Origin of the sequence: Lachnoclostridium sp. An76, assembly GCF_002161355.1 — a bacterium.
Classification (GTDB): Bacteria; Bacillota; Clostridia; order Lachnospirales; family Lachnospiraceae; genus Mediterraneibacter; species Mediterraneibacter caccavium.
Genome location: NZ_NFHL01000008.1, coordinates 86,750 through 109,931 on the forward strand (window position 1 = coordinate 86,750; position 23,182 = coordinate 109,931).

The window sequence follows — 23,182 nt, forward strand, 5'->3', positions numbered from 1 at the left end:
ATGGAAAAATTCAGTGATAACATTAAGAAAGTGATCCTTGCCGGGATCGGCGCGGTCGCAGTAACAGCAGAAAAATCAAAAGATCTTCTGGACGAAATGGTGGAAAAAGGCGAGCTGACCGTGGAGCAGGGCAAGGTGCTCAATGAAGAGTTAAAGTACAATATCAAAAAGACAGTGAAAGAGAAAATGGGCGGCGCAAAGCCGGGGACAGACGATCTGGCTGACATGCTGGACCGGATGACGCCCGGGGAGATCGAGGCGCTGAAAGAACAGATCAGGAAAAAAGAGGCAGAGGCCGCCGGACAGGATGGATCAGACCAGGACGCACCAGACCAGGGCGCATCAGATCAGGAGGCTTCCGATAAAGAAGAGTCATGAGCAGGATAGAACCGATCGAATATAATTCAAGGCTCAGGGAGATCACGGCAGTGCTCCGCAGGCATAACATCACCCGCGGAGTGACGCCGAAAAAACTCCGGGCCATCCTGGAGGACCTGGGCCCGACCTTCATTAAGCTGGGGCAGATCATGTCCATGCACTCGGATATCCTGCCGAAGAGGTACTGCGACGAGCTCATGAGGCTGCGGACAGAAGTCACGCCCATGCCCTTTGAGGAAGTGATCTCCGTGATCGAGGAATCCTACGGAAGATCATGGAAAAGGGTGTTTGCCTCCATAGAGGAAACGCCTCAGGGGTCGGCCTCTATCGCGCAGGTGCACCGGGCAGTATTAAGAAGCGGCGAGGAAGTCGTGGTCAAAGTCCAGCGCAGAGGGATCTATGAGAAGATGGCAAGAGATATCGCTCTTCTCCACAAGGCGGTAAAGCTCATGCCTCCCGTGAGCATCAAAGGGATGGCTGACCTGGACCTGGTGCTTGACGAGCTGTGGTCCGTTACCCGCGACGAGATGAATTTCCTCACGGAAGCTGCCAATATGGAAGAGTTCGCCCGCAGGAACAAGGATGTGAACTTCGTGGGCACGCCTGCTCTGTACCAGCAGTATACGACGGTGAATGTGCTGGTGATGGAGTATATCGACGGGTGTGGGATCGATGACAAGGAAGCGCTGACCGAGCAGGGGTATGATCTAAAGGAGATCGGGAGCAAGCTGGTGGACAATTACATCAAGCAGGTCATGGACGACGGTTTCTTTCACGCGGACCCGCATTCCGGCAATGTGAAGATACGGGACGGCAAGATCATCTGGATCGATATGGGGATGATGGGCCGGCTCACGGAGCACGACCGGGAGATGATCGGAAAGGCTGTACAGGGTGTGGCACTGGGCGATGTGGGACTCATCCAGCAGGCTGTGCTGGGGATCGGCGAGTTCAAAGAGCGGCCGGACCAGAGGAAGCTCTACGAGGATATTGACGGACTGCTCATGAAATACGGAAGCGTGGATATGGGGAAGATCAATGTGGCGGAAGTTATGACGGACCTGATGGATGTCATGAAGGACAATAAGATCAAGATGCCCCACGGGCTGACCATGCTGGCGAGGGGCCTGACCCATATGGAGGGAGTGCTGGCGGATATCGCGCCGGATATCAATATGGTCGAGATTGCCACAGCGCATATGTCCGGGGAATTCTTCCGTCATCTGGATATAAAAAAGGAATTAAAGAGCAGCGGGAAAAGTGTCCTTCGTTCCTTCCGAAAGGCGCTGGACATCCCTTCCATGATATCTGATATGATGAGCGGATACCTGAAAGGGCAGGCAAAGATCAACCTGGACTTACAGGTCACGGATAATCTGGCAAACCTGCTGCGGAGACTGGTACGCAATATCGTGATGGGGCTGTGGGTCATGGCGCTCCTGATCAGTTCCAGTATCATATGCACTACGGACATGACGCCGAAAGTGCTGGGGATACCGGCTCTGGGCGCCTTCGGATACATGCTTGCATTTGTGATCGTGATGTATGTATTTATCAAACATCTGCTTTCCAGGAAATAAGGATGAGAATAAAATTAAAAAGTGACAAAAGAAACTATAAAATATAAAAAGACAGATTAAAGTAGAAAGACAGATTAAAATGGATAAAGACAGAAAAAATCCTCTGATACAGAGCTTTGGATATGCGTTTGAGGGCATATGGGCATGTATCCGGAAGGAGAGAAATATGAAGATACACTGCCTGGCGGTCATCCTTGTCACACTGGCAGGGACCCTGTTTCAGATCACAGCATCTGAATGGTGCGTCTGCCTGCTGCTTTTCGCGCTGGTGGCGTCGCTGGAACTGGTGAACACTGCGATAGAGGCAGTGGTGGACCTTGTGACAGAAGAAAAGAAGCCTCTGGCAAAGCTGGCCAAGGATACAGCGGCCGGGGCAGTGCTTTTCTCTGCGATCGTGTCCGTGATCGCGGGATGCATTATTTTCCTTCCATACCTATTGGAACTGGCGGAGAAGTTGTGATACAATAGCAGAGTATGAAAGCGGCAGGGCGGACCGTGAAATCCCGCCTGATATGGAAAGGAAAGACAGGACAATGAATGAGAACAGTACAACAGTGACAAAACAGGAGACTCTTGCAGCTCTCAAGAATCCAGGCGAAATATATGTGATCATGTCAGGGGCGACAAGGCTGCCTTTCGTATCCTGTGATGAGGAGACATTTGACGACGAAGTTTTCCTGTATTACAGAGTTGAGGATGCAAAGAGCAAGGCGAAAGAACTCCTGGAGAAAAAATATGCAGCGGCAGTGGTGAAACTGGAGGATAAGCAGCTCCTTGCTTTTTATACAAGCCTGTATACAATGGGAGTAAACTGTCTCGCTGTCAACAGCGGCACAGATACCCAGATCAACATACAGCTCTCAGATCTTGTGATCCGCAGGAAACCCGAAAATATGCCGGAGGGGAAACAGCCAGTGGAGAACCCGGCCCTGCATCTTACCGCGATCTATTTTATGCAGGAGATGCGCAGGCAGGCGCAGCCGCAGCCGACAGAAGAGTTGAAGGAATTGCAGGAGGAGCTGCTGGCGCACTACGGAAAAGGGACTTTTGTCATTGCAGTCCGGGAGGACGGACAGCTTCCGATCCTGAAACAGAAGGACGGAACGGTATACCAGCCATTGTTTACGGATATGCTTGAATTCCAGAAATTTGCCCGCGGAGAGAAGATGCGGACAGCGGTGGTCCCTGCGGCGAAGATCCCGGAGATCCTCATCAACGAGGCAAAAGGAGTGGTCATCAATCCTTTCGGGGTCAATGTACAGCTCCAGGTAGCGAAAAGGAAGCAGCCGGCGCAGGAAGCATGAGAAACAGCCAGGAAGCATGAGACCGGGTGCATGAGGAAGCGAGACGCGCTGGAGGCGTACAGTAAGTGCGTCAGGAGAACAGCTATACCAGACGGGAGGAGAAAATGTCGATACCAGTATACATACGGAAAGAATATTTCAGGGCAGTAGATCTTACGGACAAGAGTGCTCATATACTGGAATTCCATTACCGTCCTGAGACAGTGGATGTATATGAGAAGGGGCTTTCTGTCTTTCACATGCAGTATTATCTGGAAAGCCGGACACGAGCTGAGATCATTGAATTTTATCTGACAGATTTTTCACTGAGAGGGAAGGGATACGGGACAGCCTGTATGAATGAGATCATTGACCAGTTCGGGAAAAAGGGGGTGACAAAAGTTACTGCTCCGAATGGCTATGAACTCGCTCCCCTCGGATATACCGGACCGGACCAGTACCGGGAGCTGATCGCAGGCTTCTATGAAAAGACAGGATTCTCTGTCAGCGGAGACGGGGACATAGCAGTGAAGATCCTGGGATGAGGACGGCAGAAAATCTGTGAAAACTGCACATTTTTCCAACGCGAATTTAGGCAATAATCCCAGATTGACATATGAGTGAATGATTCTTATACTAGACATGTAAATCGAATACGCGCGATAGAGTGTTACTGTAAGGCAGGCATAAACTATCCTTTTATTTAACAGACCCGACACAAGGTCAAAAAGAAAAGGAACAGTTTATGCTTTTTTTACGTGTAAGCACAAAGCCGTGCGCCAAAAGGAAGAAATGCGTCGGAAAGCTCGCTTTCCAGAGCATTTATTCCTTTTGGCATAGGGCGTGAGCCCGCGACCGAGATGTAGCGGAGCGGAATCGAGGTACGCACGGCTGTATGGAGCCGGGCCCCCATAGGGCGTGAGCCCGCGACCGAGATGGAGCAAAGCGGAATCGAGGTACGCACGGCTGTACGGAGCCGGGGCCTATAGGGCGAGAGCCCGCGACCGAGATGGAGCGGAGCGGGATCGAGGTACGCACGGCTACATGGAGCCGGGCCCCCATAGGGCGTGAGCCCGCGACCGAGATGGAGCGGAGCGGAATCGAGGTGCGCACGGCTGCATGGAGCCGGGCCCCCATAGGGCGAGAGCCCGCAGCGTGTGTTCGAGAAAATGACATTCTATATAGGAGGAAAAGAAGTATGAAAGACAAGATTTTCGGAGTGCTGCAGAGAGTCGGACGCAGCTTCATGCTCCCGATCGCCATCCTGCCGGTGGCTGGGCTTCTGCTCGGGATCGGAAGCTCGTTTACAAATGCGACCATGATCGAAACCTACGGGCTCCAGGCGGTGCTTGGAGAAGGGACGGTCCTGCACGGTCTGCTTACGATCATGAGCAAGGCAGGGAGCGTGATCTTTGACAACCTGCCCCTGATCTTTGCAGTCGGCGTTGCCATCGGGATGGCGAAAAAAGAAAAGGAAGTTGCTGCGCTTGCAGCGATGATCTCATTTTTTGTCATGCATGTATCGATCAATGCCATGCTCGTACTCAGGGGAGATATCCTCGCGGACGGAAGCCTGGCGGACCATGTCCTGGGCGGGACAGTGGCAGAGATGTGCGGTATCCAGACGCTCCAGATGGGCGTATTCGGAGGGATCATCGTCGGGCTCGGCGTGGCAGCCCTGCACAACCGGTTCTATAAGATCCAGCTGCCCAATGCGCTGTCGTTCTTCGGCGGTTCAAGGTTTGTCCCGATCATTTCCACGATCACGTACGTGGGCGTGGGGATCGTGATGTATTTCCTCTGGCCGTTCGTTCAGGATGGGATCTATGCGCTTGGCGGCCTGGTGACAGGGACGGGATATTTCGGCACGCTGATCTTCGGTATCATCAAACGCGCGCTGATCCCGTTCGGCCTGCATCATGTGTTCTATCTCCCGTTCTGGCAGACAGCGGTGGGCGGCTCCATGGAAGTGGCGGGACAGCTCGTGCAGGGCGGACAGAATATCTTTTTCGCCCAGCTGGCAGATCCGAGTACCGTACATTTCAGCGCGGATGCGACGAGATATTTCTCCGGCGAGTTTATCTTCATGATCTTCGGGCTTCCGGGAGCAGCGCTCGCGATGTACCGCTGCGCGAAGCCGGAGAAGAAAAAACAGGCGGGAGGGCTCCTGCTCTCAGCGGCGCTTGCGTGTATGATGACAGGCATCACTGAGCCCCTTGAGTTTTCGTTCCTGTTTGTCGCTCCGGTGCTTTTTGGAGTGCAGGTCGTTCTGGCAGGGGCGGCGTACATGATCGCGCATATACTGAATATCGCGGTGGGGCTGACTTTCTCGGGAGGGCTGCTGGACCTCTTCCTGTTCGGGATCCTCCAGGGCAATGAGAAGACGAGCTGGATGCTGATCATCCCGGTGGGCGTGATCTATTTCATCCTGTACTATGTGATCTTCTCCTTCCTGATCAAAAAGATGAATTTAAAAACTCCGGGGCGTGAAGATGATGATACAGAGACAAAGCTGTTTACAAAAGCTGATTACCAGGCAAAGCAGGGCGCAGCGGGAAGTGCTCCGGGAAGCGCCGCTGGAAGCGGGGAAGACAGCGGAGACACAAAGAGTGCACTGATCACAAAAGGGCTGGGCGGCAAAAAGAATATTTCCGATGTGGACTGCTGTGCTACAAGGCTCAGGTGCACAGTGGTGAAGCCGGAGCTTGTAAATGAAGGTATCCTGCGCGCGACCTCTCCGTCAGGCATTATCCGCAAGGGCCAGGGCATCCAGATCATTTACGGGCCGTCTGTATCCGTGATCAAGTCAGATCTGGAAGACTATCTGGAAAAGGCGCCGGATGAAGAATATATCCCTGAAGCCGGGGAAGAAACCGACAGTGCAGAAGGTGTAAACAGGGAAACTCCGGATGTGGGAAATCGGGAAGACGGAAGTGGAGCGGAAGTGAAAGCAGGCGTTCAGGGCGGAACTGTGAAGAAGACGCTTTTTACGCCGGTGAGCGGGGTGACGGCTCCGATCACAGAGGCTTCTGACGAAGCATTTGCCGGAAAGATGATGGGAGACGGTTACATCGTAAGACCTGAGGAAGGGATGGTCTATGCGCCGGAGGATGCGGCAGTATCATTCGTATTCCCGTCAAAACATGCGGTGGGGCTGATGAGCGATGATGGAGTGGAGTATCTCATCCATGTCGGCGTGGATACCGTAAATCTGAACGGAGAAGGTTTTGAAGCTTTTGTAAAAGACGGAGACCGGGTAAAAAAGGGTGACAAACTGATCGGTTTTGATATAGAATATATACGGGAGCACGCGAAGTCCGACGAATGCATCATTGTATTTACCAGCCTGAAAGAAGGCGAGGAGATCCGGCTGACAAAGCCCGGAAAAGCAGAAAAGATGGATCCGGCGGCTGAGATCGTATCTTTTAACTGAGACGGCATTACCCCCTGCTCCTGCTGCATAAGCGGCGGGAGAGGGGGATTTTCTATATGGAACATGGGGGGACAATGTTTATGTATCGCATCATAAAAGTATTGAACAATAACGGGATCCTTGTGTATGACGATCATACCGGCAGGGAGATGATCCTGCTTGGGAATGGCGTTGGGTTTGGAAAGCGGCCGGCCCAGCAGATCGGCAGCCTGCCCGGGGCGAAAGTTTACACCCTTGTGAACCGGCAGAAGGAGCATTCGGTCCTTCAGGTGGTAAATGGGATCCGGCCGGAATTTATAGAGGCTGCGGGGCGTATCATAGACGAAGCGGATAAGATGTTTCAGAATGTCAGCAGGGATATCCTCCTGCCTATGGCGGACCACATCGCACTTGCGGCGAAACGGGCGGCGGAGGGGCGCCAGATCCCAAATCCATTTACCCCGGACATCCGGGTCCTTTTTGAAAAGGAATACGCGGCGGCCCTGAAAGGCAGGGAGATCATACGGGAGCTGGCAGGATGCGAGATTTCGGACGATGAGGTAGGATTCATCACACTTCATATCCACGCCGGGCTGTCTGACGAGCAGGTGTCCGAGGCGCTGGAGACGACCCGGATCATTGATGAAGGGATTGTGATGATCGAGAAGGCGTTCGGGCAGGAGTTTGAAAAAGATTCCCTGGCGTACACAAGGCTGATGAGCCATCTGTATTACATGATAGCAAGGACGCGGAAAGGGGAGTCCACGAAAGCGGACTTCAATGAGTTTATCTTTGCCAATTATCCGTACACAGGACAGGTGGCTGAGGAAATATGCGCCCATATGTCGCGGCAGCTGAAAAAAGAGGTGGCGCGGGAAGAGATCGGCTTCCTGGCGATCCATATCCAGAGAGTAGTCGATCCGGACGCAGTGTAAGGCGGGTTAAGCGGTGCGAAGGCAGTCGGGAAGAAATGGTGGGAACGGTGACAGATAAGAAAGGCAGAACAAGGAGGACATCATGTATAAAATACTGATCGTGGAGGATGACCTGCCTATGGCGCAGGCGATACAAAAGGAGATGAAAATGTGGGGGAATGAGGCGGAGTACGTACGGGATTTCCAGAATGTACTGACAACGTTTACGGAATATGATCCCCATCTTGTCCTGATGGACATCACGCTCCCGTTCTATAACGGGTACCACTGGTGCAGTGAGATCCGCAGGATCTCCAACGTGCCGGTCATATTTATCTCGTCCGCGTCAGACAATATGAATATCATCATGGCAGTCAACATGGGCGGCGATGATTTTATACCAAAGCCCTTTAATCTGAGCGTGCTTACGGCAAAGGTGCAGGCAGTGCTCCGCAGGACCTATGACCTGGCGGGGAAGATCCCGGTGCTGGAGCACAGAGGCGCGATCCTGAACTTATACGATACGACGCTGGTCTACGAAGGAGAAAAGATCAGCCTGACAAAGAATGAATTCCGGATCCTTCAGACGCTCATGGAGAATAAGGGCAGGCTTGTGAGCCGGGAGACTCTGATGACCAGACTGTGGGAGACGGATAATTATATAGAAGAAAATACACTGACCGTGAATATCGCCAGGCTCAGGAAGAAGCTGGAAAAGGCGGGGCTTAAGGACTTTATCACCACAAAAGTGGGCGAAGGGTATATCATACAGCAGTTATAAAGACGCTGGGAGAAGCAGAAAGAAGCAGGAAAGCAAGAAGATAAAGATGCAGGAGAGGCAGGACGGAAGCTATGAGACGGTTTTTCAGATATTTCTATGACTACAGGGGCGTGTGCATCTGGATGTGCCTGAGCGGCGCAGTGTTTGCCGTGGTATTTGCCATGTACGGGATCACCCTGGAGGCTGTGTGGTACCCTCTTCTGATCTCGGCGCTCTTCGGTGCGATCATGCTGGCGGCAGGTTTTGCACACAGCAGGAGAAGGCGGCGCGGGATGGAGCAGGTCCTGGCGTCCGAAGCTCTGTTCCCTGATGTGACGGACATCCTACCCAGGGCGGGAAGCCTTGCCGAGGAGGATTATCAGGCGCTGGTCGGGAAAATGGAAAACGCCTACAGGGCGAAAAAGGGAGAGTGGGACGCTGCCCGCAGGGATATGGCGGACTATTATGCCACATGGGTGCACCAGATCAAAGCGCCCATCGCGGTCATGAAAGTCATGCTCCAGCAGGAGGATACGCCGGAGAACCGGGAACTCTCGGCAGAGCTTTTCCGGGTGGAGCAGTATGTAGAGATGGCGCTGTGCTATGTGCGGCTCGGAGAAGGCGCCTCGGATCTGGTCATCCAGGAGTATGATCTGGATCCGGTCATACGCAAGGCAGTGCGCAAATATGCAGGGCAGTTCATACGCCGGAGGATCCGGCTTGTCTATGAGGGGACGGACGTCCGCGTGCTGACAGATGAGAAGTGGCTGTCCTTTATCATCGAACAACTTTTGTCCAATGCGGTCAAATATACGGCTGAGGGTTCTGTCACGATCTCAGTCGATAAGGGAAAGAAGCTCTCGGTCACGGACACTGGCATCGGGATCTCCCCAGAGGACATGCCCCGTATCTTTGAGAAAGGGTATACCGGGTATAACGGCAGGCTGGACAAGAAGTCCACAGGGCTCGGGCTGTATCTGTGCAGGAAGGCGGCTGACAGGCTGGGACATGTTCTGACAGCGGAGTCTGAGCCGGGGAAGGGCAGCAGGTTTACGATAGATCTGGAGTCCTATCCGTTCCGGGCGGAATAAAAGTAAGGGGCGGGTATTATATTCCGATTGTATTGTATGGGAAAAACGGTTACAATCTGAGTTAGATGGAAAGGCATATATTTATAAGGATCGAGGAGTATATAGATATGAACAGAAAGTATACGGCAGATAGCCTGAAGGGCGTTACGATTCAGCAATACAAAACAGATATAGGTTTTCGGACGCTTGTGGAAAGTGTAGATGAAAATTTATATATTATACCTAAATATCAGAGAAAATATCGTTGGACCAAAGCTCAGGTGACATCTTTGGTTGAATCGCTTATATGTGGACTTCCTATTCCGCCTATTTATACATGCAGAAACAATTTGAACCAACTGGAAATCCTGGATGGGCAGCAGCGTATCATGAGTCTGTTTTTTTATTATATAGGTTACTATTTAAATAAAAGAAAAAACAGTAGTGTTGATTTTTCTGAGCTGGTTACAGATCAAAAATCTTTTAAAGAAGCACTGTTCAGCCAGTATGAACTTGAAGAGCTCCATATTAATTTACAGGGATCAGATGGCAAAGAAAAAAATGTCGATTACAAGACTCTGCCAGTTGAATTGAAGAGGCAAATTGACTACACTCCGATCACAGTGATAGAGATAAAAATAAATGATGAGAAAAGAAAATCGGAAGTATTGAGACAGATTTTTGCAAATTTAAATAGAGGAGGATCACTTTTATCACCACAGGAGCAGAGAAATGGTATCTATGTATGCTCATTTTATGATAAGTTACAGGAGTTTAATCGGAATAATAGTAAATGGAGACAATTATGGGGGAGAGAAGATGCTAAAGAAAAGGATATGGAAACCCTCCTCAGATTATGTGCTTTAAAACGTTATGCTCGTGTGAGAAAAAAACTGGTGGATTATGAGTTTGTGATTAAGGGATATAGAAGCTCCTATGGGGAATTGCTGGATCATTTTTCAGAAGAAGCAATGTGGTTTGAAAAAAAAGAAATTGATGAATATATAAATAGTCTTTCTGATTTTCTGGATTTATTTCAAATGAGTGGAAAACCAGCTTCTAAAGTGGCGCTATTGGAAAGTTTTTATATTGTCCATGAAAAAATGAATGTCAATAAACCGATCACGTCCCATATATATAATGCGGTTTTAGAAAATCCACGGTATAAGCAGTATGCAAGGCAGGGAACTGTAAAGATGAAAAGCATGAATGAAAGGTGGAAAACAGTCTATGAAATTTGGACGGGAGCAGATTGAAGATATAGTAAGAAAAATATCTGCTAAGGAATTGAATTACATTGATTCGGTTGTCGTAGGGGACAATTCAAGCGGGAAGTCTTTGCTGCTGAAAGAATTTGTACAGCAGGTAAATTCCAGCGGAGCGGAAGTCTATTTCATAGATGCAGTAAACAGGAGTTTTAATGTAAAAGAAGTACCGGTCCTGCCGGATGAAAAACCTGAGTATAAGCCTGTGCTCCTTGAGACCCGGATGAGGGAGGACTATTTTAATCTGAAGGATTCGTTCAACTGCTATGGAACGCTTACCGAGACGGCAGAGAGGATTTATCCGATATATGAAGCTGAGGTTCAGGCACTGTTTTATGAGCTTACCGGGACGAAATTTACATTGATGCCGGAGGATCCTTTCGGAGAGGTTAGATTTCAAGAGGGAAAAGGTCTTTTGTCAAGCGGCTATCAGGCAATCGTGCGGATCCTGCTGGAACTCCTTTATTATGATGACGCTGTGATCGGAGAAAAAGGCGGGCGGAAAGCATGGGTGGTGATCGATGAGCTGGATGAATTCCTCTCTCCCAGGTATTCAGCCAGGATCCTGGAGTTCCTGAAGGAAAAATTCCCGTGGGCTGACTGGCTGGTCAGTACGCACTCCTGCGACCTCATCGCAAATTCATCGGATGCTAATTTGATCGTTTTGGATGATGGGGAGTGCGAGGTGATCGATATCAACGATTATTCTTCAGTATCAGAAGTCCAGATTATTTTTGAAAGACTGTTTGGAAGGATAAAGAATGAAGAAGATGCCATTGACGGGAAGCTCCGCCGGCTGCTCAACAATAAAATCAATAATGCATGGAAAGATTCGGACGAAGAACTGTTGAAAGGATTACAGCAGGAGCAGCTTACGGCTTCCCAATCAGTTATTTTACGCCAGATACAGGAGTGGTGAGTATATAGGAATGGAAGATAACCTGATTTTACAGATGCCTTTGTTTCGGCCCCGGTATAAGAAGTGGAAGAAATACGGGTATACAAAGAAAGACGAAAAAGAGAATTTGAAAGAGGTTCTCGAGGAAAGCTCCGGCGGGTACTGTATGTATTGCTATACAAGGATCCGGGTTGATGGGAAATTATATGCAAATCTGGAACATGCGATAGAAAAGTCAAATTCAGCAAAACTGAGAGAATGTATACCGAATATCGGCATCGCATGTCCGCAGTGCAATCAGTCTCTCAAAAAAGCCGGAGAAAGAAAGAGAAAACTGCCATCTGAAATAATAGAAAACTATGAAAAAGAAAGCCGCTGTTCATTGGAAAAAAGAAAACAGTGTACCGTGGCATGCAAAGCGCTCCGCAGATTACAGAAAGCATGCTGCAACAATTGTGAAGGGAAGATAATCCTGCAGCCAATGGGCGTAAAAGGAGAGGACACAGGGCAGCCGCTGGCATTGCAGTATGACATACTGCATATGGAGTTTCAGCCGGCAAAGGACAGATATACATATTCAGGTGCAGAAAAGGAATTTATCGAAGCGCACATCAGGCGTTTCCGTCTGAATGATCCGGTTTATAAAACACGGGGGATTTATGAGTTTATAAAAAATGTGATCAACGGCAATGGCGTCATACCTGAATATGAATACAATAACTGGATCGTAGATAAATTCCGGGAACAGCTGTCGGGAAAATCCCGGGAAGAAATTTTGAAAATATGTGAAAGTATCTTTAAGATCATATTCAGGATCTGAATCATACTATAAGAGGCCATATTACAATAATGTCACACAGGACAGGCGGAATGTCACCGGATTCGATGTCATCCGCCTGTCTTCCTTTGCTATACTGTCTCCAGACAAGAAAAAGGAGGAGCATAATACATGGCAGTTTTGGAAGTGAAAAATCTAAAGAAAATATACAGGCCGCGGTTCGGCGGCAATCAGGTGCAGGCGCTCTCCTGCGTGAATTTCTCTGTGGAGGAGGGCGAGTATGTGGCGATCATGGGCGAGAGCGGTTCCGGAAAGACCACGCTTTTGAACATCATGGCTGCCCTTGACAAACCGACGGAAGGAACGGTCTGTCTGGACGGGAAACCGCTTTCGGATATTAAGGATAAGGACATCTCGGAATTCCGCCGCGATCATCTGGGCTTTGTGTTCCAGGAGTTTAACCTGCTGGATACGTTTAATGTAAGGGATAATATCCTTCTGCCCCTGGTGCTCAAAGGCGTGCCGCACAAGAAAATGCTGGAGCGCGTCACTCCGCTGGCGAAGGAACTGGGGATCACCGCGCTCCTAGACAAGTACCCATACGAGATTTCGGGCGGACAGAAACAGCGGGTGGCAGTGGCGAGGGCTCTCATCACAGAGCCGAGGCTGATCCTTGCGGATGAGCCCACGGGCGCGCTGGATTCCCGTTCCACTGACGAGCTGCTGTCCCTGTTTGCCAAGATCAACGGGAAAGGGCAGACCATACTCATGGTGACCCATTCGGTAAAGGCGGCAAGCCGCGCGGGAAGGGTGCTTTTTATCCGGGACGGAGAAGTGTACCATCAGGTGTACAGGGGCGCCATGTCGGATGAACAGCTCTACCAGAAGATCTCCGACACGCTCACAATGCTTGCGACAGGTGGTGACAGGCGATGAGGAGAGGATTCTATTTAAAACTGGCAGCGGAAGGAATTTCTAAAAACCGCAAATTCTATTTCCCGTATTTTCTGACCTGCATCTGCATGGTTATGATGTTTTATATTGTGGCGTACCTGTCTATGAGCGCGGATTTTTCGGGAATATTCGGCGGGGATATGCTCCAGTCCATGCTTGGGTTCGGCGTTTTTGTGATAGGGATCTTTTCCCTTATCTTCCTGTATTATACGAACTCCTTTCTGATCCGCAGGAGGCAGAAGGAATTCGGGCTGTATAATATCCTGGGAATGGGGAAGAGGAATCTGGTAAAGATCCTGCTTTGGGAAAATATACTGACTGCTGTGGTATCTATTGCGGCAGGTCTGGTGTTCGGCATCTTATTTTCCAAGCTTGCCGAGATGGCAGCGGTAAAGATCCTGGGAGGAAAGACCGGATTTGATATGAATTTCGCAGCCAAGCCGGTCATGTGGACGGTCATTCTCTTCCTGGCGATCACCCTGCTGATCATGCTGCGGATGGTGGTCTCCATCTTCCGGCTCCGCCCGGTGGAGATGCTCCGCAGTGAGAACACGGGAGAGAAGCCGCCGAAGGCAAACTGGCTGCTCGCCGTCCTGGGGGCAGCGCTGCTCGGGGCTGCCTATTATCTGGCAGTGGCTGTCCTTGACCCAATGGCGGCGATGGTCCTGTTCTTCCTGGCGGTGGTCATGGTCATCCTTGCGACGTATTTCCTCTTTATCGCAGGGTCAGTGGCACTCTGCCGCCTGCTCCAGAAGAATAAGAGATACTACTATAAGACAAAGCATTTTATCTCGCTCTCATCCATGACATACCGCATGAAACGCAACGGGGCAGGGCTGGCGTCGATCTGTATCCTGTCCACGATGGTGCTCGTCACAGTGTCGTCCACGACCTGCCTGTTCGCCCAGTCAGAGGATGCGGTGGGCAAGCGGTATCCAAAGGATCTGTCAGTGCAGATCAGCTTTGCCGACCAGACCACTCTGAGTGAGGAAGATACAGAGCCGTATATCAGTGCGGTGGAAGAGATACTGGACGAACATGGGGAGGCCGCGGAAAACCTTGAAGATTACCGCATGTACAGCCTGACCGTCTATCAGGCCGGGGCGGAATTTATGATCGACCTGGCTGCAGGGGAGCAGAGCGGGCAGATAGATACAGATACCGGAGAATTCCGCGGAGTTTATGTGATCCCTCTGGAAGATTACAACAGACTGTCCGGAACGGAGACAGAACTGTCAGACAATGAGGCGCTCATCTATCCGTACAAGATGGAGTATGCGTATGATACCGCGCACTTTGAAGGATTCGATACATGGAAAGCAGAAAAGATGGAAAAGGAACCCTTCCGGATCGGGGAGGCGGACGCAAATGCAAGGGGATGTCTTCTGGTTGTGGCAAAGGATGTATCCGTGCTGGAGCAGATGTGCCGGATCAAAAATGATTCTCTTGAAGGGGAAGGCGTCTCTTCCATCAAGAGATGTTACAGTTTTGACATGGGCTGCGGGGATGAAGAACAGTCCGAGATCTATGATGAGATAAGAGACCGGTTCATGGCCCTGTCAGAAGAGGATGATTCCGGGAATTATGTATACTGGTATGCTGAATCAAAGGCTGCGAGCCGGGCAGAGTACGTTGCCCTTTTCGGCGGGCTCTTCTTCCTGGGGATCCTCCTGGGAGCGGTATTCCTCTTCGGGACCGTGCTGATCATGTATTACAAGCAGATCTCGGAAGGCTATGAGGATCAGGACCGGTTTGATATCCTGATGAAAGTGGGAATGAGCCGGAAGGAAGTGAAGCAGAGCATTAATTCCCAGGTGCTGACCGTATTCTTCCTGCCGCTGATCGCCGCGGGAGTACATCTGGCGTTTGCCTACCCGCTTATCTCCAGGATCCTGAATCTGATCTCAGCCGGGACGGATGAAAAACTTTTCCTGTTTGTGACTGCCTGCTGTTATCTGGTGTTTGCGATTTTCTATGTGATTTTATACTGGGTGACGTCAAAGAGCTATTATGGGATCGTCAGCGCGAAAGAGAAGGAGCGGTAAAAGAGCATTCGGAAACATTACGGAAAATCTTGTAGGAACTAAAAATAATATTCGGGCAGGCGGAAATTTTTCCGTCTGCATTTAATTGGCTGAAAAAATCAAATTTTTATCAGATCGCAGGTTACTGCCCAAATCCGACTGAGTTATGGTATAATATATCCATAAAAATCAGCGATCCGCAGGGAGGAGTGACAGATATGATGCAACACACGATAATCACGATCGGAAGGCAGTTCGGGAGCGGCGGGCATGAGATTGGAAATCAGCTGTCAGAGCGTCTCAACATCCCGCTCTACGACCATAACCTGATCCGCATGGCAGCGCAGGAACTTCGTATCAGTAATGAGGACGCGACCAGGGTAGATGAGACAGTGCTCGGAAGGTTCCTGTCAGCTTATGCAGCCAACAGCCTGGAATACCGGGCCTTTGTTACAAGCGACGAGTCCGGGAAGCCTCTGACAGACCGGGTATATGAACAGCAGTCAGCCATCATCCGCAAGCTGGCGGAGAAGGGGCCGGGCATATTTGTCGGGCGGTGCGCGGATTACATCCTCGGCGATTATACAAACTGTATCAACACCTTTATCTATGCGTACAAAGAAGACCGCATCCGGCGCATCATGAAGCTCTATAAGCTGGAAGAAAAACAGGCGCTGGACAAGATCAAAAAGACTGACCGGGAGAGGAAGCTGTACTACGAAGCCCGGACCGGACGGGAATGGGGAGGGATCGAGGCGAACAGCATGATGTTCAATGCGAGCCTGCTCGGGATCGACGGAGTGGTGGACGCGCTGGAGGCGATCTACCGGAAATGGGAGACGAGATAAAATATTCCAAAGCATTAAGTTATAAAACACAGAAAGGCAGCCCGTTGCGGCGGCCTTTCTGTGTTGTTTTGCTGTTTTAAGTTGAACTGCATAAAGAGAATTGATATATTTGTACTATTTAGATTGTTTGCACTATTTAAATACTTTAGCATGGATGGATGGTAAAAACTGAAAAAAGGGTGTAGAATAATACATAATATCTGCCAGAATTTTAAATTGATTGTGAAAAATATACAAAATCTGGCGGATGAGTAGTATGCCACACAAAATATTTTGAGTAAAATGCACAAGAAATAGCGGCATCTATTTCGGTGGCAGGAAAGGAGGGGGTGCGGAGAAGAAGATAAAAAACGAGGGGAAATGGGGAAGTAAAGAAACAGGAGGAAGAAATGAAAAAGAGACAGAAACAAATTCTGACCGGCTCAATGGCATTTGTGATGACGTTCACAACTGCGGCGTCGATGCTGCCGGCAGATGTATTTGCCGCCCCGGAAGAGTTCAGAGGGCAGTTGTCATCCGTGACAGATGTAAAGGATGACGGTAATGTTGTTTATGTGGAATTCAACGACGGCGCAGTTGAAGCGAAGATCACATTCCTTGAGGAAGGTATCTTCCGCTACAATGTTGATCCCACAGGTGAATTTTCCAAGTATGCTGCACCAAGATCAGCAAGCCATAAAGGAAGGATTCAGCAGCGCCCGGATGAGTCTGGTGACTACTCTCACCCGGCAGCAAAGGTAACTGAGGATGGCGATAATGTGACGATCACAGCTGGGACTACATCTATCGTGTTTGATAAAGGTACAGCCCTGATGACTGTGAAAAACGGCGATCAGGTCGTGATGCAGGAGAAAGAGCCGCTCCGGATCAATGATTCATCAACGGTCCAGACACTGGTCAAACAGGATGCAGAGGATTTCTTCGGAGGCGGAACGCAGAACGGCCGCTTTGTGCATACTGGAGAATCTATTAACATTGTAAATGAAAGCGGCTGGACAGATGGCGGAGTGGCTTCGCCGAATCCGTTCTATTATACGACCGGCGGATACGGCGTGCTGAGAAACACGTTCGCAGACGGATGGTATGATTTTGGCGAGGACAGCGCTGACACAGTTACTACTGAGCACCGCGAAGCAGAACTGGATGCGTACTACTTTGTGTCCGATACAGCGGACAAGACATCCACAGTCCAGAACCTGCTCCAGGATTATTACACAGTTACAGGTAATCCGGTGCTCCTTCCGGAATATGGATTCTATCTTGGGCATCTGAACGCGTATAACCGTGATTCCTGGGATACAAATTATTATGAAGAAACCAATGCGGAAACTGAAACTACATACAGAGCACAGGCATGGACCACAAAGGGAACGGATTCTTCTGACTCGGAAGGAACGACTGTCTATGAGAACGGACGTGCTGCAGGATATGTCCTCTCAGGAGAGTATGCGGCGGAGACTCTGAACGGACACGGACCGTCAGTTGCAGCAGAAAACTTCCCGGCAGGTACTGAGACACCGTATGAGTATTCCGCGCGGCACGTGCTTGATACATATCAGGAATATGATATGCCTCTCGGATTCTTCCTGCCGAATGACGGGTATGGAGCAGGATACGGACAGAATGGTTATTACAAGACCGGCGGTGTTGACGAGGATGGCAGCAGCAGTGCTGAAAGACTTGCAGCCGTAGAGGCAAACGTAGAGAACCTTGCAGAGTTTACAAAATATGCAAACAGCAAGGGTGTAGCGACTGGTCTGTGGACTCAGAGCTACCTTGTGCCGGATTCAAATCCGAATACATACTGGCATCTGCTCCGCGATTTCGCGGCGGAGGTAAAGACCGGCGGCGTTACAACTCTGAAGACAGACGTTGCATGGGTAGGAAACGGATACTCTATGCAGCTTGACGGAGTTAAGATGGCTTATGAGACTGTGACGACATCTGTCGGAATGAGACCGAATATCATCTCGCTTGACGGATGGGCTGGATCCCAGCGTTACAACAGTGTTTGGACAGGCGACCAGAGCGGCGGACAGTGGGAGTACATTCGATTCCACATCCCGACTTATATCGGACAGTCCTTAAGCGGTAACCCGAATATCGGAAGCGATATGGACGGTATCCACGGCGGCGCGCCGCTGATCGCGGCAAGAGATTACCAGTGGAAATCCATGACTCCGCAGATGCTGGATATGGACGGCTGGGGATCTTATGTGAAGGCTCCGTACACACACGGTGATCCGTATACAGGTATCTCCCGTATGTATCTGAAGCTGAAAGCCCAGATGATGCCGTATACATACACAAATGCGTACGCAGCGGCAAACATCGATACAGGCAACGGCGATACAGGCCTTCCGATGGTACGCGCCATGTTCCTGGAATTCCCGGAAGATGACTATGCGGCAAGCAAGGCAATGCAGTATCAGTATATGTACGGCCCGAGCCTGCTGGTAGCTCCGGTATACCAGGATACGGAAGCGGATGCCGAAGGAAATGATATCCGCAATAATATCTATCTGCCGAATGATGACGGGGAAGAAACAGTCTGGATCGACTACTTTACCGGCGAGCAGTACCAGGGCGGCCAGGCGGTCAACGGATATGACGCTCCTCTCTGGAAGCTTCCGCTGTTTGTAAAGAACGGCGCGATCATCCCGATGTACGAAGAGAACAACAATCCGGAAACAGATCTGGACAAGTCAAACAGGATCGTAGAATTCTGGCCGGCTGGTTCTACAGAGTACACCGTGATTGAGGATGACGGAAGCACGATGACAAACGAGACGACAGAAGACGAGGAATATGGAACAATCGATCATATTTCTTATGGCGGCCATGTTTCTACGAAGCTGACATCTGTTGTGGAGGACGATACGGTTACTTTGACAGCCGAAGCATCTGAAGGCTCTTATGTTGGATATGACAAGAATAAGAACACAGAGTTCATTGTAAACGTATCCGAAAAGCCGGAAGGCATTGTTGCGAAGAATGGCGATCAGGAGCTGAAGGTTAAGGAAGTTGATACTCTGGCGGATTTTGAGCAGACAGTGCCGGGTGAAAAGGAAGTTGTATACTTCTATGACGCTTCTCCGGCGATCAAGACATACATCCCGGATGAGAGCAAGGAGCAGAAGCTTCAGGAAATGGTAGCAGATGTCAAAGTTGCTCCGAAGCTGCACGTGAAATTTGCTGAGACAGATGCAAGTAAAAACGCGCAGACACTGGTGATCAACGGATTTGCAAATGACGGCGAGTTCGGAAAGGATCAGCTGAACGAGAACCTTGCAGCACCGACACCGACAGCGCCGGAGGAAAGCAAGACTCCTACCAGCATTCATGTGACATGGGAGCCGGTTGCTGATGCGGAAAGCTATGAAGTCATGGTTGACGGCATTATCAACAGCGTAGGAAGCAACACATATTTTGACCATGTGGATCTGGTTTACAACAGCGAGCATACATATCAGGTCCGCTCAAGAAATGCGGAAGGCTATTCAGAGTGGAGCACAGAACTGAAGACAAACTCTCTGGATGACCCGTGGAGGAATGTGCCGGATGCAACAGTGAGTTGGTCTGGTGGAGATCAGTGGGGTGCTCTTGCGAACGCGACTGACCACAATACTGCTACAATGTTCCATTCTACAGGAAATGTAGTAAATGACGCTGTTCCGTTTATCTTAGACCTCGGACAGGGATATCGCCTGGATGAGTTCAGGTATTATCCGCGTGGAGAAGGCCAGGGCGGTGACGGCAATGTTGGCGTAAACAGCAACGGTACGGTTCAGCAGATGGATGTCTATATCTCGCTGGACGGACAGAACTGGAAACAGATGCATGTGGGGGCGGATGATCCGTGGTCATATGTGGAAGATACAAGCATAGATGACAATGTGAAGACAGTTGAGCTTAACGGTGAGTTTGCCCGTTATGTGAAGCTTGTTGTTACAAGGTCTAACGGTGGATTTTTTGCGGCAAATGAGCTGGCAGTGTATAAGGTTGACGGCTCGAAAGGCTTTGCGGTAGGAAGTATCGCGATCAACGGTAATTCCGAGGTGACAGATACAGATTTTACTAATTTGGCTAATTATCTGGGTATCTGTTCTGAAGCACCGGCGTTTGCTACACAGGTAGCTCAGTATGGTCTGGATATCAACTACAATAATGTATATGATGTATATGACTATGCATATACCCTGTTCAAACTGGACGGGGGGACAAAGAAGACAGGTTCCGTAGCAGGAAATGCTCTTCTGCTGGCAAGCGCAGAATCCTTGAATACAGGTGACACTCTGACAATCGATGTTTACGCAGATAATGTGGAGAATCTGAATGCTTTTGGTGAAGTGCTTTATTATGATAATGATCAGCTGGAGTTTGCTAAGATCGAAGGCGGAGCAGCTACCATTGACATGGAAAATCTTTCCATAGCTCAGAGCGGATATGAGAATCCATATGTAAACCTGGCATTTGCAAACAGAGGCGACAAGGATCTTTACAGTGGAAGCGGCATTCTGGCAACGATTACTATGACTGCGAAGACGGATATTGAAAATGTTGCGGATGCGATCGATCTTTCATCTGTTATGCTCATCGGACCGGATTACAGTGTGATCACAACGGACGCAGGCAATGTTCCGACGATCCCGGAGGTTCCGGAGGGGACAACAACAGAATACGGCGTGAGTGATTTCACGATCACAATGACGAACGAGTGGCTTGAAGAAGATGATGGCACGAACGTCCAGAAGATCGTACAGGGGCAGAGCTATGATCCGCTGTTTAACGGGACAAAAGGACGTGAGTTCGAATTTAAGTATACGGCTCAGAGTGAAGATGCAGAAAAGCTTCCGGATTATGTACAGCTTCCGACAACGATGCATTTTGCATTCAATACTCCAAGCCCGCTTACGAATTTCGTTGTTTACAATGCAGAATCAGGTACAAATGGATATCTTACGAGTGTGAAGGCGGTTGTTACGTTTGAAGATGATTCGACGAAAGAGATATCCTTTGATTCTGAAGCTGCATCATATGATTTTGCTGTGGGTTCAGACCAAAATGTAAAGAATGTAGATATTACATTCCTTAGTTCAAAGGGAACGGCTACATATGATGAGCCGCAGGAAAACAGAATGCTGACACTGGGCGAGATTGATTTCCTCTATACTGATACTATAAAAGTGACAGGCATCGCTCCGGCAGAGGATAACGTAACAGAGCTCTATGTGGGATATCTTGCAGATGTAAATGCTGTGATCACACCGGAGAATGCTCCAAACCAGTTCTTCAAGGTGGAGAGCAGTGATCCGTCGGTTGCAAGCATTCTCACACTTGCAGATGAAAACGGTTATCCGATCTACAAGGTCCGCGGTATGTCAGAAGGTACAGCTAAGATCAAACTGATCTCCGCTGCTGATGAAACTATCACGGCTGAGTATACGGTCAATGTCAAAGCAGGCGTTGACAAGTCAGCGCTCCAGGCAGTATATGATCAGTATAAGAATACACCGGAAAGCCTGTATACTGAGGAATCTTATCAGGAGTTCAAGACAGAGCTTGACAATGCGGCTGCGATCCTGGCGAAAGTGGATGCTACCCGTTCAGAAGTTGAGACGGCAACAGTGACTCTGGAGCAAAAATATAAGGCTCTGGAAGTTGTGCCTGTAGATGACAGCCTGGCGCTTGATTCTGAAATTGTTGCGAGTGCAGACGGGCCTTACAGCGAGTCTAATACGGCGGACAAGATGTTTGACGGCGACATTAAATCTTTCTGGGAATCCCCGTATGGAGGATCGGATGCCAATCTTCCGAAAGATGTGATCATTACTCTGGATGATATTTATCGTCTGGAACAGGTATCCTTCACCTCACATACGATCCAGAACGGTGGTGTCACGGAATATGAAGTGGCAGTGAGCGTGGATGGGCAGACCTGGACAAAGGTTGCTGCAGGCAGTGTTGATCCGGAAGAGTATAAGCAGGGCAGAAATGTTACTGTGGATGCAAGATTCCTTCCGGTGAACGCGCAGTATGTGAAGTTTACTGTGCTCGGAGCTGTGGGACGTGTTCCGGCAGAAGATAATATGTATGGACGCATCGCAGAGATGCAGCTCTTCGGTACATCACAGTCAGCGATCGATAAAGAGCAGGCTCAGGCAGAACTCCAGGCAAAAGTAGATGCCATGAAAGCGAAACCGAATCTCAATTATACAGTTGATTCCTGGAATGCATTCCAGGCGAAGATTGCAGAGGCAGAGGCTATGCTCGAGAATCCGGGCGAGTACACTGCACAGAATATGAGAGATATGGCGACAGTGCTCGACAATGCATTTGCGGCTCTGAAAGTAAATGATCAGCCGGGTGAGACGACTCCGAAGGAAAACCTCCAGGCAGCGGTTGACGCTCTGAAGGGGCTGGATGAGAATCGCTACACAGCTGATTCCTGGGCGGTATTTAAGAATGCTCTGGATGCTGCGCAGGCAGTCCTGGATAAGGAAGGGGCTTCTGATCAGGAATATACAGATGCGCTTGCAGCGCTTGATGCGGCTTACAGAGGTCTGATCGAGAAAGAAACACCAGTCGGTCCGTCCAAACCGGGCAGCGGCAGTGCAGGCGGAAGCAGCACTGACGGAGACAAAGCAGTCCAGACAGGAGACGCCGCAGTACCGGCAGGACTCCTCGCGGTACTTGCGGTCTCCGGCGGAGCAGTCGTAGTGCTTGCACGCAGGAAAAAAGTAAGATAAAACAAAAACAAAACACGTGGTAAAATATCAGTTTATTGCTGATATGTGTTCTCCCTTCCGAGGGGCGGGGTTATAGGACCTGTCTCCCGGGAGGGAGTTTTTTGCGTTTTGGGACAGGTTGAAATCGGATTGGGGACGTAGTCAAATCGCATTTGACTACGTCCCCGATCCGATTTCAACCTGTCCCTGAATTGACTTCTCTAATTGAAGTGTATATAATGACTGTTGAGAAATATTATCAATAGCACACATACGAAGGAAGACGAGTA

16 protein-coding genes are annotated in these 23,182 nt (G+C 49.7%); all 16 read left to right on the forward strand.

Going from position 1 to position 23,182, the window contains the following annotated elements:
- The 16 genes from B5G27_RS12990 to B5G27_RS13065 all read left to right on the forward strand — a co-directional run bounded on the left by B5G27_RS12990 (nucleotide 1) and on the right by B5G27_RS13065 (nucleotide 22,913).
- On the forward strand, nucleotides 1–378 hold the full coding sequence (locus tag B5G27_RS12990; RefSeq protein WP_087179290.1) for a phasin family protein: 378 nt from the start codon (nucleotides 1–3) through the stop codon (nucleotides 376–378).
- On the forward strand, nucleotides 375–1,958 hold the full coding sequence (locus tag B5G27_RS12995; protein ID WP_087179291.1) for an ABC1 kinase family protein: 1,584 nt from the start codon (nucleotides 375–377) through the stop codon (nucleotides 1,956–1,958). Before B5G27_RS12990 ends, B5G27_RS12995 begins: the two co-directional genes overlap by 4 nt.
- 79 nt (nucleotides 1,959–2,037) lie before the next feature.
- Nucleotides 2,038–2,418, forward strand: coding sequence for a diacylglycerol kinase family protein (locus B5G27_RS13000; RefSeq protein ID WP_087179292.1), 381 nt, complete (start codon nucleotides 2,038–2,040; stop codon nucleotides 2,416–2,418).
- 73 nt (nucleotides 2,419–2,491) lie between these two features.
- Complete coding sequence (locus B5G27_RS13005; protein ID WP_087179293.1) at nucleotides 2,492–3,262, forward strand: SseB family protein; 771 nt, start codon at nucleotides 2,492–2,494, stop codon at nucleotides 3,260–3,262.
- Nucleotides 3,263–3,366: 104 nt separating this feature from the next.
- Nucleotides 3,367–3,786, forward strand: a complete 420-nt coding sequence (locus tag B5G27_RS13010) for a GNAT family N-acetyltransferase (RefSeq protein WP_087179321.1) — start codon at nucleotides 3,367–3,369, stop codon at nucleotides 3,784–3,786.
- A gap of 653 nt (nucleotides 3,787–4,439) precedes the next feature.
- Entirely contained in the window at nucleotides 4,440–6,674 is a 2,235-nt protein-coding gene (locus B5G27_RS13015) for a PTS transporter subunit IIABC (protein ID WP_087179294.1), read from the forward strand.
- An 80-nt stretch (nucleotides 6,675–6,754) separates the two neighbouring features.
- Complete coding sequence (locus B5G27_RS13020) at nucleotides 6,755–7,588, forward strand: PRD domain-containing protein (protein WP_087179322.1); 834 nt, start codon at nucleotides 6,755–6,757, stop codon at nucleotides 7,586–7,588.
- A gap of 82 nt (nucleotides 7,589–7,670) precedes the next feature.
- Nucleotides 7,671–8,348 (forward strand): response regulator transcription factor, encoded by a 678-nt coding sequence (locus B5G27_RS13025; RefSeq protein ID WP_087179295.1) that lies wholly within the window; start codon nucleotides 7,671–7,673, stop codon nucleotides 8,346–8,348.
- Nucleotides 8,349–8,419: 71 nt separating this feature from the next.
- Entirely contained in the window at nucleotides 8,420–9,418 is a 999-nt protein-coding gene (locus tag B5G27_RS13030; RefSeq protein ID WP_087179296.1) for a sensor histidine kinase, read from the forward strand.
- Between the two features lie 107 nt (nucleotides 9,419–9,525).
- The gene (locus B5G27_RS13035; RefSeq protein ID WP_162611251.1) at nucleotides 9,526–10,653 is read left to right on the forward strand and encodes a GmrSD restriction endonuclease domain-containing protein; all 1,128 of its coding nucleotides are present in this window, start codon (nucleotides 9,526–9,528) and stop codon (nucleotides 10,651–10,653) included.
- Complete coding sequence (locus B5G27_RS13040; RefSeq protein WP_087179298.1) at nucleotides 10,628–11,581, forward strand: ATP-binding protein; 954 nt, start codon at nucleotides 10,628–10,630, stop codon at nucleotides 11,579–11,581. Before B5G27_RS13035 ends, B5G27_RS13040 begins: the two co-directional genes overlap by 26 nt.
- A gap of 10 nt (nucleotides 11,582–11,591) precedes the next feature.
- Nucleotides 11,592–12,380, forward strand: a complete 789-nt coding sequence (locus tag B5G27_RS13045) for a hypothetical protein (protein ID WP_087179299.1) — start codon at nucleotides 11,592–11,594, stop codon at nucleotides 12,378–12,380.
- 129 nt (nucleotides 12,381–12,509) lie between these two features.
- Nucleotides 12,510–13,274 (forward strand): ABC transporter ATP-binding protein, encoded by a 765-nt coding sequence (locus B5G27_RS13050; RefSeq protein WP_087179300.1) that lies wholly within the window; start codon nucleotides 12,510–12,512, stop codon nucleotides 13,272–13,274.
- Nucleotides 13,271–15,337: an ABC transporter permease gene (locus tag B5G27_RS13055; RefSeq protein WP_087179301.1), complete on the forward strand. Its 2,067-nt coding sequence runs from the start codon at nucleotides 13,271–13,273 to the stop codon at nucleotides 15,335–15,337. Before B5G27_RS13050 ends, B5G27_RS13055 begins: the two co-directional genes overlap by 4 nt.
- Nucleotides 15,338–15,534: 197 nt before the next feature.
- A complete protein-coding gene (locus B5G27_RS13060; RefSeq protein ID WP_087179302.1) occupies nucleotides 15,535–16,164 on the forward strand; it encodes a cytidylate kinase-like family protein in 630 nt (209 codons plus the stop codon).
- A gap of 389 nt (nucleotides 16,165–16,553) precedes the next feature.
- A complete protein-coding gene (locus B5G27_RS13065; protein ID WP_087179303.1) occupies nucleotides 16,554–22,913 on the forward strand; it encodes a discoidin domain-containing protein in 6,360 nt (2,119 codons plus the stop codon).
- The last annotated feature ends 269 nt before the right edge of the window (nucleotides 22,914–23,182 follow it).

Bases quoted from the DNA above. Each gene is read 5' to 3' on its own strand.
- B5G27_RS12995 (WP_087179291.1), top strand. From the start codon at position 375: ATGAGCAGGATAGAACCGATCGAATATAATTCAAGGCTCAGGGAGATC.
- B5G27_RS12990 (WP_087179290.1), top strand. From the start codon at position 1: ATGGAAAAATTCAGTGATAACATTAAGAAAGTGATCCTTGCCGGGATC.
- B5G27_RS13010 (WP_087179321.1), top strand. From the start codon at position 3,367: ATGTCGATACCAGTATACATACGGAAAGAATATTTCAGGGCAGTAGAT.
- B5G27_RS13030 (WP_087179296.1), top strand. From the start codon at position 8,420: ATGAGACGGTTTTTCAGATATTTCTATGACTACAGGGGCGTGTGCATC.
- B5G27_RS13000 (WP_087179292.1), top strand. From the start codon at position 2,038: ATGGATAAAGACAGAAAAAATCCTCTGATACAGAGCTTTGGATATGCG.
- B5G27_RS13060 (WP_087179302.1), top strand. From the start codon at position 15,535: ATGATGCAACACACGATAATCACGATCGGAAGGCAGTTCGGGAGCGGC.
- B5G27_RS13055 (WP_087179301.1), top strand. From the start codon at position 13,271: ATGAGGAGAGGATTCTATTTAAAACTGGCAGCGGAAGGAATTTCTAAA.
- B5G27_RS13005 (WP_087179293.1), top strand. From the start codon at position 2,492: ATGAATGAGAACAGTACAACAGTGACAAAACAGGAGACTCTTGCAGCT.
- B5G27_RS13020 (WP_087179322.1), top strand. From the start codon at position 6,755: ATGTATCGCATCATAAAAGTATTGAACAATAACGGGATCCTTGTGTAT.
- B5G27_RS13045 (WP_087179299.1), top strand. From the start codon at position 11,592: ATGGAAGATAACCTGATTTTACAGATGCCTTTGTTTCGGCCCCGGTAT.
- B5G27_RS13040 (WP_087179298.1), top strand. From the start codon at position 10,628: ATGAAATTTGGACGGGAGCAGATTGAAGATATAGTAAGAAAAATATCT.
- B5G27_RS13035 (WP_162611251.1), top strand. From the start codon at position 9,526: ATGAACAGAAAGTATACGGCAGATAGCCTGAAGGGCGTTACGATTCAG.
- B5G27_RS13050 (WP_087179300.1), top strand. From the start codon at position 12,510: ATGGCAGTTTTGGAAGTGAAAAATCTAAAGAAAATATACAGGCCGCGG.
- B5G27_RS13025 (WP_087179295.1), top strand. From the start codon at position 7,671: ATGTATAAAATACTGATCGTGGAGGATGACCTGCCTATGGCGCAGGCG.
- B5G27_RS13015 (WP_087179294.1), top strand. From the start codon at position 4,440: ATGAAAGACAAGATTTTCGGAGTGCTGCAGAGAGTCGGACGCAGCTTC.
- B5G27_RS13065 (WP_087179303.1), top strand. From the start codon at position 16,554: ATGAAAAAGAGACAGAAACAAATTCTGACCGGCTCAATGGCATTTGTG.